The organism is Agreia pratensis, assembly GCF_900177685.1.
In the GTDB taxonomy this organism is placed as follows: domain Bacteria; phylum Actinomycetota; class Actinomycetes; order Actinomycetales; family Microbacteriaceae; genus Agreia; species Agreia pratensis.
The window spans coordinates 61,389-76,010 of sequence record NZ_FXAY01000007.1; the positions used below are offsets into that span (position 1 = coordinate 61,389).

Here is a 14,622-nt window from a genome sequence, read left to right on the forward strand (position 1 = left end):
CGCGTGCGGCCGCCCCGCGCACGGTTGGATCAGCCGCAGGGCTTGGCGTCGTACGACGCCGGCACCACGGTGCTCACGGGCTGGCCATCGATCGTGGCCGAAGCCGTGACCGTCACCTCACCCGCAGGCAGACTCGCCAGACGAGTCGTGAACGCGTGAGATCCGTTCTTTGTCGGTGCCACAGCAGCGATCGTCTTCGACCCGTAAGCCGACTCGATCACCAGCTTCACCGGCACCTCGTCGTTGTTCGTCACCTGAACAGTCAGCAGCGCCTTGCCCGCAGCGCAGCGCGAGCCAGCAGACGCCACGACATCCAGCGTCGGAGCGGCGGCCGCCTCGGCGAACGACCAGGTGTCGACCTCGGCGAGGTTCTGACCGGTCGGTCCGGTGAACGTGAAGTACACGTCGTGTACTCCCGTGACGCCCTCGAGGTCGGTCGACACCTCGCCCCACTCGCCCACTGGTGAGTCGACGTCGATGGTGGCGATCGCAGCAGACGTGCGGTCGTCGAGACGCACCTGGATCTGGCCTCCGGCCACGAGGGCCTTGACTTTCGCGGTCACCGAGCCTGCTCCGGCGTCGCCGAAGTCGACGGCCGAGAGAGAGGTCCAGTCACCGTTGTCGACATCGTCGAGTACGAGGTTGGGCGCATTCGTTCCGAACTGTGTGGATCCGCCGTCGATCTTCTTCGTGGCGAGACCCTGCTGGTAGGCGATGGTCTCTGCCTCGAGCACGCTGTACGGATCGAGGTTCTTGATCTGATCCGCACCGGCGAAATCACCGACCACCTGCTTGATGGTTCCGTCCTCGTTGAACGTCAGCTCCTGGATGTGGGTGCTTCGGTACCCCTGGGTGGTGTCACCGTTGATGCGCTTGTTGAGCGTCGGAGCGTGGTACGTGAAGTAGTACTTGCCGTCGAGCTCGAACACCGACTGGTGGTTGTTGCCACCCGTTCCGGCTCCGAAGAACTGGCCCTGGTTCGGGAACAGAACACCCTGGTAGGTGCTCTTATCCCAGACCATCGGGTCATCCGACATCAGATAACCGATCTGGCCGCCGCCCGGGTAGCCGGGAAGCGCAGTCTGGTTGCCACCGAAGTCGTTGCCGCCGAAGTGCGACGAGTACGACAGGTAGTACTTGTCGTTGCGCTTGAATACCTGCGATGCCTCGAAGGCCACCGGTGCATCGACGACGACTGCTTCACCGACGGTGGAGACCATGTCGTCTCCCAGCTTGATGGCCCGGATGTTCTTCGGGTTGTTGAAGCGCTCGGCTGCCGGAAAGCTCGTCGAGGCGGGGCCGCCACCGAAGTAGAGGTACGCCTGCCCGTCGTCGTCGACGAGAGGAGCTGGGTCGAACAGCCAGTTCACGCCCTGAACTCCGGGAGTGCTGCTGTTGATCAGCGTGCTGGTGCGCTCACTGACCCACGGGCCGATCGGAGAGGCGCCGGTGAGCACGTTACTCGAGCCGCCGCCGTTGGCGTAGTACAGGAAGTACTTGTCGACACCGTTGATCGTCTTCTTGGCCATGCCCGGTGCCCACGAATTGTTCGTGAAAGGAGCGACTCCATTGGGACCCGCGACCTGGATTTCACCGTGGTCGGTCCAGTTCACGAGGTCCTCGGAAGAGATCACGGTGATCTGGTTGATGCTGCCGTAGTTGATCTGCGGCGAGATGCCAGTGGTCGGATCCGGAGCGTAGCCCTGAGTGTCGTTGGTCATGTAGATGTACGCACGACCGTTGTCGACGAAACCGAACGCGTCGGCGCCGAACTTGTGCGAGATCACAGGGTTGTGCTCGCCGGGATTCTTGCCGACGATCTCGATCGTCTTCGACGGGGGCGGGGGCGGCGGCGCGCCAACAAGCGACACGTCATCGACCTTGAAGTCCATCAGGTGCGTGGCGGGCGCTCCCGTAGCGGTCGCGCCGGCGGCCCAGGGGGTCTCGAAGAACAACCGCGCGGTGCCGACGTTCTGCGTCGTCGGAATGGTGAAGTTCGCGCTGAGAGTCGCCCACTCGCCCTTGGTCGCGGTAACGCTCGCGAGGTTCGTGTATGTGCTTCCGCCGTAATGCATCGTGGCGAAGAATTGCTTCGTCGCGGGTGATGCGGCGTTCTCGTACTTGATGCGCGCCTTGATCGTGTAGGTCTGGCCCGCCTGCACCTTGCCGGTGAGATCCTGCAACGGGCCGGAGCCCGTGGTGAGCCGACCGGTGATCAGCGCCGCGGCGGCTCCGGTGGTCGCATCCGGTGTCGTGGCGAGGGTGCCGCCGTCTGTGGCGTTGCCGTTGTTCACGATCCAATTGGCGGTTCCGCTTTCGAAACCGCCGTTCACGATCAGTTCCTGATCCGCGGCGAACGATGCGCTTGCCGAGAACGACGACGCGAGAAGGGCGGCGAGGGCCATCCCCGCGAGTCCCATCTTCGACCGGTGTCTCCACCGGGATTGCACGAGCTGTTCCATTTATCCTCCTTGATTGCTGGACTGAGGTGGTGCGTTTTCGTCAGCTGCAGAGCTCGACGTCAGCCGATGCCGCCATGACGCCTGGGCGTCTTCCGAGGGTGACGGCCACCTGCGCATGAGAGCGGTAACAATTTCTGGCCCGGGCCTGCGCGTCGCGGCAGACGGTGACGTCAGAGAGAGATCTCATTCCAGCTCCTTTGCTGTGGCGAGACGAAACGGCCGCGGCCTAAACACCACGATCGAAGTGCGACCCCCGTGAGGGGGTGGCCTTCGTCAGGATGTTACCGGGAACAACAAAAGAGGGTCAAGCAGATTCCGCAAAATTTGTTAGCGCTCACAAAGTAATGCTCGGAAAGCGAGCCTGAAGCACGGCGCAAGACCGGTGCTATGGCGCGGTGGTTCGCGGAGGCGCCGTCGATTCGCGCACCACGAGTCGACTGGGAATTTTCACGTGTCTGGTCGCCACCTCTGCCTCGAGTGCGGAGCGAAGGACCTCGAGCGCTTTCACGCCCAGCGCCGTGAAATCCTGAGCCACAGTCGTGAGGGGCGGCCGCAGATGACGAGAGGTGGGCAGATCATCGAAGCCGACCACGCTCACGTCTTCCGGCACCGACATCCCACGGTCGTGCAGTCCATGCATGATCCCCAGCGCCAGATCGTCATTCGCGGCGAAGATCGCCGTGTACTCGGGCACGCCGGAGAGAGCGGATGCGAACTCGTAGCCGGTGTCCGCTGTCCAATCAGCCAGAACATGCGGCCGCTTCGGCAGTCCGCGCGAGCGAATCCGCGCGTGAAACGCCCGCACCCGCAACTGGGCGTCAGACCAATCGAGCGGACCGGCGACGTGCAGGATGTCGCGGTGGCCGAGTTCCGCGAGATGATCGACGAGCAGATTGGTACCCAGAACCTGATCGACCCCGGCTGTGAGAAAACTGCGATCAGCCGTCGACTTGATCACCAGAACAGGCACGGTGATCGACATCTGACGCAACGCCACCAACGACGAGGTGCGTGGCGCGATCATGCAGAGCGCGTCGACCCCCTGAGCCAGCAGGTGCTCTACTGACTGCGTCGGGGTCAGCTTGCCGCGATGGCTCGTCGCGGTCGTCAGCGTATAACCCATGTCTCGGGCCGCCTCCTCGATGGCACGGATGGTGCTCATCGGGCCATACTCCACAGCGCTCTCCACCACGACGCCGATCTGCCTCGAGCGATGAGTGGCGAGTGCCCGCGCGGCGGTGCTCGGGGTGAAGTTGAGTTCGCTGATCACGTCGAGCACACGCTGGCGCGTGGCCGGACGAATGTTCGTGTGCCCGTTGAGCACCCGCGACACCGTCATGTGGGATACGCCCGCAAGCGAAGCGACGAGACGGATGCCGGTCTTGCCAGGCTGATCGCTCACGTCCATCGCTGCTTTCGTTCCCCGCGGAGTGGAGACACTCGACTTTACCGCCAGGGCGCGGCGGGATCAGCTTCCTCGTGGCGCTATTGTCAGTGCATGGCATCCAGTTACGACTTCTTCATCTCCGGCGATCACGACGCGGCGAAGACCATCATCGGTGACGCGCTCACCGCCGAGGGCTTCACGATCACCATGAACGTAGACGGCGGCTTCCATGCCGTTCGCGGCAGCACCGCCGCCACCGTTCTCTGGGGAGGACTCGCCGGCAAGAAGCTGCACATGGCATTCGACACGAAGTTCTTCGTCGACGAGCACGGCCAGCTGGTCGCACGCCTCTCACGCGATCTCGCCGTCGGCGCCTTGAAAGGCGGAGCCATCGGTGCAACGAAGACGGCGAACGCGTTCGAAGCCACCTCGCACGCTGTCGGCACGGCACTGACGAATGCCGGCGTTCTGACCTCCAGCATCGCCAACTAGGCCGCGCAGACACCGCTCACTGCACGAAGCGGTATCCCATTCCAGCTTCGGTCAGCAGGTGCCTTGGCCTGGCTGGCTCCTGCTCGAGCTTCTTGCGCAACTGGGCGAGATAGACGCGCAGATATCCGGAGTCGTTCGTGTGGTTCGGCCCCCAGACCGCGGTCAGTAGAGCGGCTCGGGTGACGAGCCTGCCAGGGCTCCGTACGAGCGTCTCGAGAATGATCCACTCCGTCGGCGTGAGCCGCACGGTTTCGTCGCCACCGGCATCCGTTCGTCTCGTCACCTGCCTGGCCGAGAGATCGATCGTGACATCGCCGAACGCCACGAGGGCCTCGTCGCCCGCGGTGGGCACGCGCCGGGTCAGGGCTCGGATGCGTGCCAGCAGTTCATCGATCGCGAACGGCTTGGTGACGTAGTCGTCGGCGCCGGCATCGAGAGCAAGCACCTTCTCGGCGCCGTCGGTCCGCCCCGATACGACGAGAATCGGCACCTGCGACCAGCCCCGGAGCCCCTCGATCACCTCGATGCCGTTGAGCTTCGGCATTCCGAGATCGAGCATGACCAGATCGGGATGCTGGTCGATCGCCGCGTTGAGCGCCTCGGCTCCGTCGCGGGCCGTCGCGACGTCGTATCCGCGGGCACGGAGTGTCACGGAAAGGGCACGCAGGATCTGCGGATCATCGTCGGCGATCAGAATCTTCATGACGTCTCCTCGACTGCTGGATCGGCTGCGGGAAGGGAGACCACCATGGTCAAGCCGCCGCCGGGCGTGTCCTCGGCCTCGATCGTTCCACCCATGCCCTCGACGAACCCCTTCGAGAGGGCGAGGCCCAGACCGAGACCGGTGGAATTGTCGGTGTCGCCCAGACGCTGGAACGGAACGAAGATCTCGTCTCGCCGTTCGCCGGGGACGCCCGGGCCGCTATCGACCACGCGCAGCTCGACCCGGCCGCGGAATGCGCTGGCAGAGAGGCGCACCTTCGCGCCTTCAGGCGAGAACCGCACCGCGTTCGACAACAGGTTCACCAGAACCCGCTGCAAGAGAACCTCGTCGGCCAAGACAGGAGGCCGCTCGTCGCCATCGAGGGCGAGTTCCACCCGATCAGGTCCGAGTTCCAATTCGTCGAGCGCGGGAACGATCACGTCTTCGACATCGATCGCGTGCATCGACACGGCCAGCACACCCGCCTCGACACGGCTGACGTCGAGCAGATCTGTTACGAGGTCGGCGAGGCTGTCGAGACTCTCCTGGGCCGTATCGAGCAACTCGGTGCGGTCGTGCGAACTGAGTTCCACCTCGGTCGACCGGAGCCCGCTCACGGCAGCGGTCGCCGCGGTCAGAGGGCGGCGCAGATCGTGACCGACCGCCGCGAGCAGAGCACTGCGCATGCGATCGGCGACGGCGAGGGGTCCGACCTCACTCGCGGTCGCAGCCAGATCCCTGTGCTCGAGAGCCTGATCCATCTGGGCCGCGATGACTCCGAGCAGGCGGCGCTCGGATGCTGCGAGGTCTGGGCCGCAGAGCTCGAGCGTGGCGCGCTCGCCCACCGCGATCGTCGACGCCGCCCGCGCCGCGGTCTCAGTTTCAGTCGCAGTCTCGAACCCAGCCTCGGCCTCGTAATCCGACATCGTCGATGAAGCCAGGATGCTGCCATCCAAGGCTTTGAGCCGCACCTCGTTGAGCCTGAAGGCTTCGCGTGTTCTGTCGACGAGCGCCTGCAGGGCGTCTTGCCCCCGCAGCACGCTGCCGGCGATGCTCGCGAGAAGCTCCGACTCCGCCGCCGCCCGCCTCGCCTGCCGCGAGCGCCGAGCAGCGGTATCGACAACCACGCTGACCAGCACGGCGTTGACGACGTAGAGCGCCAACGCCAACAAGTGCAGCGGTTCGCCGACCGAGACCGTGTAGAGCGGAGAGACGAAGAAGAAGTCGAGCGTGAGTCCCGAGAGCAGAGCGGCGAACAAAGCAGGCCAGATTCCGCCGACCAACGCCACGAGAACGACGAGCAGCTGGAACGTCAGCACATCCGAGGTGATCGACTCGTCAGACCTCAGCGTGACGAGCAGCCACGTCACCAGAGGCCCTCCCCCGAGGGCGAGCACGAATCCGAGAACACGGCGACGAGCGGTCAACGACCCGCTGAACCGGGGAAGACGCAGCTTTCCTCCCGCCGCCGCGTGCGTCACGATATGCACGTCGATGTCACCCGACGCGCGGATCACGGTCGCCCCGATGCCCGGTCCGGAGAGGGCAGCACTCAAGCGGGTGCGTCGACTCACCCCGATCACGAGCTGGGTCGCATTCACGCCACGGGCGTAGTCGACGAGCGCCGCGGGAATGTCGTCGCCGACCACCTGGTGGAATGTACCGCCCAGCGATTCGACGAGCGAACGCTGCGCCGCCAGTGCCCCAGGATGCGCCGCGCGCAAGCCGTCTTGGCTCGTGACATGCACGGCGACGAGCGTGCCGCCGGCCGACCGGGCGGCGATCCGGGCGCCTCTCTTCAACAGAGTCTCGCCCTCGGGCCCTCCGGTGAGGGCGACGACCACGCGCTCCCGCGCTTCCCACTTGCTCGCGATTCCGTGGTCTGCTCTATACGACTTGAGTGCCGAGTCGACCTCGTCGGCAAGCCAGAGGAGGGCCAGTTCACGCAGCGCCGTGAGGTTGCCGAGCCGAAAGTAGTTCGAGAGCGCGGCGTCGATGCGCGCTGCGGGGTAGACGCGTCCGTCGGCGAGCCGGTCGCGCAGCGCCTGCGGGGCCAGGTCGACGACCTCGAGCTGATCGGCCGAGCGCACGACCCCGTCGGGCACGGTCTCCTGCTGGCGCGCTCCCGTGATCTGCTCGACGACGTCGGTCAGCGACTCGATGTGCTGGATGTTGACGGTCGTCATCACGTCGATGCCGGCATCCAGCAGGGTCTCGACGTCTTGCCAGCGCTTCTCGTGGCGCGATCCGGGAGCGTTGCTGTGCGCCAATTCGTCGACGAGGGCGACATTCGGTCGCCGCTCGAGCACGGCGTCGAGGTCCATCTCGCTGAGCGTCACTCCCCGGTGCGTCACCGACAGACGCGGCACGACCTCGAGGTCGGCGAGCATGCGTGCTGTGGCCGAGCGCCCGTGGGTCTCGACGACCGCAACGACCACGTCGCGGCCCTCGGCGGCGAGCCGGGCGCCCTCTTCGAGCATCGTGTAGGTCTTGCCGACACCGGGCGCGGCACCGAGCAGCACGCGAAGACGGCCGCGCCCCATGATCAGCCCGCCATCGACGCGAGCGCGAGGTTCAACTCGAGCACATTGACTGTCGGGTCTCCGAGGATTCCCAGATCGCGGCCCTGAACGAACGACTCGACCAGAGCCGAGACCTTCGCCTCGGGCAGGTCGCGCGCCTCAGCGACACGGGCCACCTGCAACCGCGCGTACTCGGGGCTGATCTGGGGGTCGAGACCGGATGCCGACGCGGTCACGGCGTCAGCGGGAACTTCGGACTCCGACACGCCTTCGAGTTTAGCCACCGCGGCTCGACGGTCGCCGATCGCCGTGATGAGGTCGGAGTTCTCGGGGCCCAGGTTGCTGCCGCTCGATGCGGTGCCGTCGTATCCGCTGCCCGCTGCCGACGGCCTCGACTGGAACCACTGCGGAAGCGCGTTGCCGTCGGCATCGGTGAAGGACTGCCCGATGAGGGCCGAGCCGACGACCTGGCCGTCGGCATCCGACACCGGCTGGCCGTCGGCCTGAGCCGGGAGCGCGAGCTGGCCTATGCCGGTCACCACGGCCGTGTAGCCGACGCCGAGAACGAGGGTGAAGACCACCATCGCCCGAAGGGCCACCCAGTACTGCCGGCCGATGCGTGAACGTGAACTCATTTTCGTGCTTCTTTCTGTGTTGAATGCGCTGGTCGAGTAGGCCGGCTGCGGCCGTATCGAGACCTAGAAACCGGGAATCAGGGTGACGACGAGGTCGATCAGCTTGATGCCGATGAAGGGCGCCACCACTCCGCCGAGTCCGTAGATCAGCAGATTGCGCCCGAGGATGCGCGAGGCGGACAGCGCGCGGTACTTCACGCCGCGCAGCGCCAGCGGCACGAGCACCACGATGATGATGGCGTTGAAGATGATCGCCGACAGGATGGCCGAAGCCGGCGAGTGCAGCTGCATGATGTTCAGCACCGCGAGCCCCGGGAACACGCCCGCGAACATCGCCGGAATGATGGCGAAGTACTTGGCCACATCGTTCGCGATCGAGAACGTGGTGAGCGCGCCCCGGGTGATGAGCAGTTGCTTGCCGATACGCACGATGTCGATGAGCTTGGTCGGGTCGCTGTCGAGGTCGACCATGTTGCCGGCCTCCTTCGCTGCCGAGGTGCCCGTGTTCATCGCCACTCCCACATCGGCCTGGGCCAGCGCGGGTGCGTCGTTCGTGCCGTCGCCGGTCATGGCGACGAGGTTGCCGCCCTCCTGCTCACGCTTGATCAGCTCGAGCTTCTGTTCGGGCGTGGCTTCGGCGAGAAAATCGTCGACCCCGGCTTCGGCCGCGATGGCCTTCGCCGTGAGCGGGTTGTCTCCCGTGACCATCACGGTGCGGATGCCCATGGCCCGCAACTCGGCGAACCGCTCGGCGATGCCCTCCTTCACGATGTCCTTCAGGTAGACGACACCCAGGATGCGGGCTTCGCCCGGCTGCTTTCCGACAGACGGCGCCTTCACGGCGACCACGAGGGGGGTGCCCCCGGCGTTGGAGATACGCCCGATGTATTCGTCGAGCTGCGCGACCGTCGACGACGCCGCCTTCCCCGACTCCTCCACCCACGCGAGCACGGCCGAGCCTGCGCCCTTGCGGATCTGGCAGCCGTCGGGAAGATCGAGCCCCGACATGCGGGTCTGCGCAGTGAACGGCACGATCACGCCGTCGACGTCGTCTGGCGTCACGAAGCCCTTGGTCTCGGCGAGCACCACGATCGACTTGCCCTCGGGTGTGGGGTCGGCGAGCGACGAGCTGGCGGCGGCCTCGATGAGCTCACGCGGCGCGACACCGTCGAGGGCCGAGAACTCCGCGGCCTGGCGGTTTCCGTAGGTGATGGTGCCGGTCTTGTCCATGAGCAGCGTGGTCACGTCGCCCGCAGCCTCGACAGCACGACCCGACATGGCGAGCACGTTGTGCTGCACCAGGCGGTCCATACCGGCGATGCCGATGGCCGAGAGCAGGGCTCCGATGGTGGTCGGAATCAGGCAGACGAGCAGCGCCACCAGCACGGGCACGCTCACCGACGCGGCGGAGTAGCCCGCGATCGGGTTGAGGGTCAGCACCACGACCACGAAGATGACCGACAGGCTGGCGAGCAGAATGTTGAGGGCGATCTCGTTCGGCGTCTTCTGCCGCGAGGCTCCCTCGACGAGCGCGATCATACGATCGACGAAGGTCTCTCCGGGCTTCGACGTGATGCGCACGACGATACGGTCCGACAGCACGCGGGTGCCGCCGGTCACTGCGCTGCGGTCTCCGCCCGACTCGCGGACCACGGGAGCGGACTCTCCCGTGATCGCCGACTCGTCGACCGAGGCGATGCCCCACACGATGTCGCCATCGCCGGGGATCAGCTCGCCGGCGGTGACCACGACGTGGTCACCGAGCGTGAGCTCGGCACTCGAGACAGGACGTGTCTCTGAACGCAGGCCACCGGCATCCGATTCGCCGTCGTACGACGCGATGACGTTCGCGGTCGTCGACGTGCGGGTCTGGCGCAGGCTGTCGGCCTGGGCCTTGCCGCGGCCCTCGGCGATGGATTCGGCCAGGTTCGCGAAGACCACGGTGAGCCAGAGCCACACCGCGATTCCGGCGGTGAAGCTGGCTGGCACGGGCGAGCCGCCGGATGAGGCCGGCCCGCCGAGAAACGGCTCGGCGACGGCCAGCAGGGTCGTGAGCGCGGCGCCGACCTCGACGACGAACATCACGGGGTTGTGCCACATCTGGCGCGGATCGAGCTTGCGCAGGGCCCCCGGAAGCGCGGGGATGACTGTTGCGGTGAGCATGGACATAGCTGCGGTTACAGCCCTTCAGCGAGTGGAGCGAGTGCGAGAACGGGGAAATAGGTGAGGGCAGACACGATGATCGTGACGCCCACGAGCAGGCCCACGAACTGCGGACGGTGCGTGGGCAGAGTGCCCGCGGTCGAGGGGATCTTCGGCTGTGCCGCGAGCGAGCCCGCGAGCGCCAGAACCAGCACGATCGGAATGAAGCGACCGAACAGCATGGCCGCGCCGAGTGCGGTGTTGAACCAGGGCGTGTTCGCGGTCAGACCTGCGAAGGCCGATCCGTTGTTGTTGGCCGCCGAGGTGAACGCGTAGAGCACCTCGCTGAGGCCATGGAGCCCGGGGTTCAGGATCGACGTGCCCTCGACATCCGCTCTGACCGCCGGAATCGCGAAGCTCAAGGCCGTTCCGGCGAGCACCAGCGTGGGAGTCACGAGAATGTAGAGGCTTGCGAGCTTGATCTCCCGTGGGCCGAGCTTCTTGCCCAGGTACTCGGGAGTGCGTCCGACCAGCAGACCAGCGATAAAGACCGCGATCACTGCGAGGATCAGCATTCCGTAGAGGCCGGAGCCCACGCCACCCGGTGCGACCTCGCCGAGCATCATGTTGATCATCGGCATCATGCCGCCGAGCGACGTGAACGAGTCGTGCATCGAGTTGACCGCACCGGTCGATGTGAGCGTCGAGGCCGAACCGAAGAGGGTCGAGGTGGCGATGCCGAAGCGCGTCTCCTTGCCCTCCATCGCCCCGCCCGCGAGCTGCGGTGCGGTGCCTGCGCCGCCCAGTTCGAACAGGGTGAGTGCGGTGAGTGACACCACGAAGATGGCAGCCATCGCCGCGAGAATCGCGTAGCCCTGGCGCTTGTCCCCCACCATCACGCCGAAGGTGCGGGGCAGGCTGAACGGAATGGCGAGCATCAGCACGATCTGCACGAGGTTCGTGAAGCCGGTGGGGTTCTCGAACGGGTGAGACGAGTTGGCGTTGAAGAAACCGCCACCGTTGGTGCCGAGCATCTTGATGGCTTCCTGGCTGGCCACGGGGCCGCCCGGGATGCTCTGGGTGCCGCCGGTCAGCGTGGTCACGTCGGTGAAGCCAGCGAAGTTCTGGATGACGCCTCCCGCGACCAAGACGATCGCGACCAGCACCGCGAGGGGCAGCAGCAGGCGCAGGGTTCCGCGGGTGAGGTCGACCCAGAAGTTGCCCAGGGTGCCCTGGCGAGTGCGGGCGAGACCGCGCACGAGCGCGATGGCCACGGCGATTCCGACCGCGGCAGAGACGAAGTTCTGCACGGCGAGGCCAGCGAGCTGCACGGTGTAGCCCATGGTCGCCTCGGGCGAGTAGCTCTGCCAGTTGGTGTTCGTGACGAACGAGACGGCCGTGTTGAACGACAGTCCCTCGGGGATGGCCGGCAGGCCGAGAGAATACGGGAGCACCGCCTGAGCGCGCTGGATCGCGTAGACGAACAGCACGCCGATGAGCGAGAACGCGAGCACGCTGCGGAGGTAGGCCATCCAGCTCTGCTCGGCACGGGCATCCACACCGATGAGCCGGTAGAAGCCGCGCTCGACGCGCAGATCTTTCGTCGACGAGTAGATGCGGGCCATGTAGTCGCCGAGCGGCCGGTGGATGGCGACGAGGACGAGGACGAGCGCGCCGACCTGCAGGATTGCGAGAAGTGAGGAGTCCATCTAGAACTTCTCCGGCTTCACGAGTGCGTAGACGAGGTACGCGAGGGCCGAGACGGCGAGCACCGCCGCGAGCGTGTCGAAGACGATCACAGCTTCGACACCCCCCAGGCGATGACGCCGACGAGCGCGAACGCGGCGAAGATGCCGAGAACGTAGACGAGGTCGAGCACGGAAAACTCCATCGGATGATGTGACGTGACGCGCCCCGGCCGGGGTCGCTCATCCGAGTAGATACCTGCTTTCGGGCGGCATCGCGCGCCCTAACGGATTCCTAACGGCCGCCCCGAGCATCCATACGGAACCCCAACGCGCGCCCGACCGGGGCGCTGGTCGAGTAGCGAGGAACGAGCGTATCGAGACCACGACCGAGACACCCGGCTACCGTGGAGTCATGACCGAAACGAGAGCGCTGGTCGACCGATGGGTCGAGGGATGGACCGTTTCTCGCCGGATGCTCAGCGCGCGCGACGGCGACGGCTGGCTCGTCGAGGTGGCCGCTGAGACGCGGTCGCGGGAGTACATCAGCGCATCGCCGTCGCTCCCCGAGCTCCACCGTATGGTGACCGCCACCAGCGCCCGAGGTGTGGTTGACACTCGTCGGAGACCTCGATGCGCAGAGCCGCGCCGCAGTGGCCGGCCTCGACCCCGTTACAAGCGACGAACGCATGATGACCACGACCATCGCGCCCATTGCCTTGCCGACGAACGTGATCATCGAAGAAAACGGCCAGGTCGCCCACGCTCGGATCGAGGTGGATGGCGAACTCGCCGCCCGCGGACAGGCTGCGCTGAGCGCGGCAGACGTTGTGTTCGATCGGATCGAGACCGTTCCCGAGTTCCGCCGCCGCGGGCTCGGTCGCCTCGTCATGACCGGTCTGACGGCGTGGGCAGCCGATAACAACGCCGCGACGGGCCTACTCATGGCGAGTGTCAGCGGACGCAAGCTCTACGACAGCCTCGGATGGTCGGAAGTCGCCCCCATCGTCACCCTCCGAGGGCGGTGAACCTCCCCCGTCGGTCGAGTAGCCGCGCGAGGGACGAGCCGGCGTATCGAGACCACCACTCATCGCACACGACGAAGGCCCCGGTTTTGTCACCCGGGGCCTTCGGTCGGTCTGTCGCTTCTAGTCGCGCAGCTTCTCTTTGTACTCGTTCTTTGCTTCGGTGGCGTCGCGCTCGGCTTCGGCTCGCTTCACGTCGCCCTCGGCACGCTTGACCTCGGCCTCGGCTCGAACCTCGTCGGCCTTGTCGCTGAGGCGCTCTTTCGCGTCGTCGACGGCCTCGCCGATCTTCTTACCGGTGGCCTCTGCAGCATCTTTGGCGTTCTCGAGAAAACCCATGGTTTCGTTCCTTCCGGTTGATTACCTCCACCGTATGAGCGGGCGCTGGGAATTCACGGAACGTCGGCTGGCCACGAGCTTCACGCGTCGAACCGTCGCCGACTCTCTTCGATCTCGGCCTGATGCTGCTGTGTCCATCCGATGAACGCCCGCACGGGTTCGCTCAGCGTTTGGCCGAGTTCGGTGAGCTTGTACTCGACCCGGGGCGGCGACTCGGGATAGCTCGTGCGACTGACGAGACCGTCTCTCTGGAGGGAGCGAAGCGTACGTGTGAGCATCCGGTGCGAGATGCCTTCGACAGCGTGCATAAGTGCTGTGAAGCGCATCGGGCCGTCGTCGAGGGCTCGGATGACCGGCATCGACCAGCGATCACCCGTCATGGTGAAGATGTCGCGCACCAGGTTTCGAGTGGAAGGAACCTCGCATGCTTTATCGAGTCCCTCGACGGATTGCGTAGCGGCTGCGATCGACAATGGCGTCATAACGCGAGACTTCCCTTCGTGTGCGTCACGCACTCGAAAGTGCGCGGTCTGAGGCGGGACTAAATCGCGCTTCCGACCTCTTCGTATGACTGACAACGTGCGTTAGGCACGAAAAGTTCCTAAGGAGAGAAACCAGATGACCAAGATCGCAATCATTCTCGGCAGCACGCGCCCCGGACGCAACGGAGAGGCCGTGGCGAAGTGGGTTCGCGACATCGCCGTGAAGCGCGACGATGCGACGTTCGAGCTCGTCGACCTGGCCGACTTCCCCCTCCCCCACTTCGACGAGCCCGGATCGCCCGCGTGGGGCAACTACCAGAACGAGCACACGAAGGCCTGGTCGGCGAAGATCGCCGAGTTCGACGGCTACGTCTTCGTGACCCCGGAGTACAACCACTCCACCTCCGGCGTGCTGAAGAACGCCCTCGACTACCTCTACAACGAGTGGAACAACAAGGCGGCCGCCTTCGTGAGCTACGGCTCGGTCGGTGGAGCCCGCGCGGTCGAGCATCTGCGTCTCGTCGCATCCGAGTTGCAGCTGGCAACGGTTCGTGCGCAGGTCGCGATCTCGCTCATGACGGAGTTCGAGAACTTCTCCGTCTTCAAGCCCAACGACTACCTGCTGCCCCAGGTCGACACGATGCTCGACCAGCTCGTGGCCTGGTCGAAGGCGCTCGAGCCGCTGCACGCCGCGGCCACGGCCGACAGCGCCGACGAGACCGTCGCCGCCTGATCGACCCCCGCCCGA

The 14,622-nt window shown here is 65.7% G+C and carries 13 protein-coding genes; 3 read left to right on the top strand and 10 right to left on the bottom strand.

From position 1 onward, the window contains the following. Positions 1-29: 29 nt before the first annotated feature. Both B9Y86_RS16155 and B9Y86_RS16160 read right to left on the bottom strand, forming a co-directional pair. On the bottom strand, positions 30-2,462 hold the full coding sequence (locus B9Y86_RS16155; RefSeq protein WP_085488012.1) for a family 43 glycosylhydrolase: 2,433 nt from the start codon (positions 2,460-2,462) through the stop codon (positions 30-32). Positions 2,463-2,847: 385 nt separating this feature from the next. Then, the gene (locus tag B9Y86_RS16160; RefSeq protein ID WP_085488014.1) at positions 2,848-3,870 is read right to left on the bottom strand and encodes a LacI family DNA-binding transcriptional regulator; all 1,023 of its coding nucleotides are present in this window, start codon (positions 3,868-3,870) and stop codon (positions 2,848-2,850) included. A 90-nt stretch (positions 3,871-3,960) separates the two neighbouring features. Here B9Y86_RS16160 and B9Y86_RS16165 point away from each other — a divergent pair, with 90 nt between their 5' ends. Continuing rightward, entirely contained in the window at positions 3,961-4,341 is a 381-nt protein-coding gene (locus B9Y86_RS16165; protein ID WP_085488016.1) for a hypothetical protein, read from the top strand. A 16-nt stretch (positions 4,342-4,357) separates the two neighbouring features. Here B9Y86_RS16165 and B9Y86_RS16170 read toward each other — a convergent pair whose 3' ends face one another. The 6 genes from B9Y86_RS16170 to B9Y86_RS16195 form a co-directional block, all read right to left on the bottom strand. Then, positions 4,358-5,044 carry a response regulator gene (locus B9Y86_RS16170; protein WP_085488018.1) on the bottom strand — a complete coding sequence of 229 codons (687 nt, stop codon included), beginning with the start codon at positions 5,042-5,044 and terminating at the stop codon, positions 4,358-4,360. Then, positions 5,041-7,587, bottom strand: coding sequence for an ATP-binding protein (locus tag B9Y86_RS16175; protein ID WP_085488020.1), 2,547 nt, complete (start codon positions 7,585-7,587; stop codon positions 5,041-5,043). The genes B9Y86_RS16170 and B9Y86_RS16175 overlap by 4 nt, the downstream gene beginning before the upstream one ends. A 2-nt stretch (positions 7,588-7,589) precedes the next feature. Next, a complete protein-coding gene (kdpC, locus tag B9Y86_RS16180) occupies positions 7,590-8,201 on the bottom strand; it encodes a potassium-transporting ATPase subunit KdpC (protein WP_085488022.1) in 612 nt (203 codons plus the stop codon). A gap of 63 nt (positions 8,202-8,264) precedes the next feature. Beyond that, positions 8,265-10,364: a potassium-transporting ATPase subunit KdpB gene (kdpB, locus tag B9Y86_RS16185; protein WP_244894805.1), complete on the bottom strand. Its 2,100-nt coding sequence runs from the start codon at positions 10,362-10,364 to the stop codon at positions 8,265-8,267. A 14-nt stretch (positions 10,365-10,378) separates the two neighbouring features. Beyond that, a complete protein-coding gene (gene kdpA / locus B9Y86_RS16190; protein ID WP_085488026.1) occupies positions 10,379-12,052 on the bottom strand; it encodes a potassium-transporting ATPase subunit KdpA in 1,674 nt (557 codons plus the stop codon). Next, positions 12,053-12,142, bottom strand: a complete 90-nt coding sequence (locus B9Y86_RS16195) for a potassium-transporting ATPase subunit F (RefSeq protein ID WP_104279474.1) — start codon at positions 12,140-12,142, stop codon at positions 12,053-12,055. Positions 12,143-12,639: 497 nt separating this feature from the next. Between B9Y86_RS16195 and B9Y86_RS16200 the strand changes: the two genes are divergently transcribed. Continuing rightward, positions 12,640-13,056 (top strand): GNAT family N-acetyltransferase, encoded by a 417-nt coding sequence (locus B9Y86_RS16200; protein ID WP_139824951.1) that lies wholly within the window; start codon positions 12,640-12,642, stop codon positions 13,054-13,056. 120 nt (positions 13,057-13,176) lie between these two features. Here B9Y86_RS16200 and B9Y86_RS16205 read toward each other — a convergent pair whose 3' ends face one another. Both B9Y86_RS16205 and B9Y86_RS16210 read right to left on the bottom strand, forming a co-directional pair. Next, positions 13,177-13,392 carry a hypothetical protein gene (locus B9Y86_RS16205; RefSeq protein WP_085488030.1) on the bottom strand — a complete coding sequence of 72 codons (216 nt, stop codon included), beginning with the start codon at positions 13,390-13,392 and terminating at the stop codon, positions 13,177-13,179. Positions 13,393-13,472: 80 nt separating this feature from the next. Continuing rightward, positions 13,473-13,874, bottom strand: a complete 402-nt coding sequence (locus B9Y86_RS16210) for a winged helix-turn-helix transcriptional regulator (RefSeq protein WP_085488032.1) — start codon at positions 13,872-13,874, stop codon at positions 13,473-13,475. Between the two features lie 136 nt (positions 13,875-14,010). Between B9Y86_RS16210 and B9Y86_RS16215 the strand changes: the two genes are divergently transcribed. Then, on the top strand, positions 14,011-14,607 hold the full coding sequence (locus B9Y86_RS16215) for an NADPH-dependent FMN reductase (RefSeq protein ID WP_085488034.1): 597 nt from the start codon (positions 14,011-14,013) through the stop codon (positions 14,605-14,607). The last annotated feature ends 15 nt before the right edge of the window (positions 14,608-14,622 follow it).

What these genes read in the sequence shown, in the direction of transcription:
- B9Y86_RS16210 (WP_085488032.1), bottom strand. Translation starts at nt 13,874, where the DNA reads ATGACGCCATTGTCGATCGCAGCCGCTACGCAATCCGTCGAGGGACTC.
- B9Y86_RS16205 (WP_085488030.1), bottom strand. Translation starts at nt 13,392, where the DNA reads ATGGGTTTTCTCGAGAACGCCAAAGATGCTGCAGAGGCCACCGGTAAG.
- B9Y86_RS16165 (WP_085488016.1), top strand. Translation starts at nt 3,961, where the DNA reads ATGGCATCCAGTTACGACTTCTTCATCTCCGGCGATCACGACGCGGCG.
- B9Y86_RS16160 (WP_085488014.1), bottom strand. Translation starts at nt 3,870, where the DNA reads ATGGACGTGAGCGATCAGCCTGGCAAGACCGGCATCCGTCTCGTCGCT.
- B9Y86_RS16215 (WP_085488034.1), top strand. Translation starts at nt 14,011, where the DNA reads ATGACCAAGATCGCAATCATTCTCGGCAGCACGCGCCCCGGACGCAAC.
- B9Y86_RS16170 (WP_085488018.1), bottom strand. Translation starts at nt 5,044, where the DNA reads ATGAAGATTCTGATCGCCGACGATGATCCGCAGATCCTGCGTGCCCTT.
- kdpC (WP_085488022.1), bottom strand. Translation starts at nt 8,201, where the DNA reads ATGAGTTCACGTTCACGCATCGGCCGGCAGTACTGGGTGGCCCTTCGG.
- kdpA (WP_085488026.1), bottom strand. Translation starts at nt 12,052, where the DNA reads ATGGACTCCTCACTTCTCGCAATCCTGCAGGTCGGCGCGCTCGTCCTC.
- B9Y86_RS16155 (WP_085488012.1), bottom strand. Translation starts at nt 2,462, where the DNA reads ATGGAACAGCTCGTGCAATCCCGGTGGAGACACCGGTCGAAGATGGGA.
- B9Y86_RS16175 (WP_085488020.1), bottom strand. Translation starts at nt 7,587, where the DNA reads ATGGGGCGCGGCCGTCTTCGCGTGCTGCTCGGTGCCGCGCCCGGTGTC.
- kdpB (WP_244894805.1), bottom strand. Translation starts at nt 10,364, where the DNA reads ATGCTCACCGCAACAGTCATCCCCGCGCTTCCGGGGGCCCTGCGCAAG.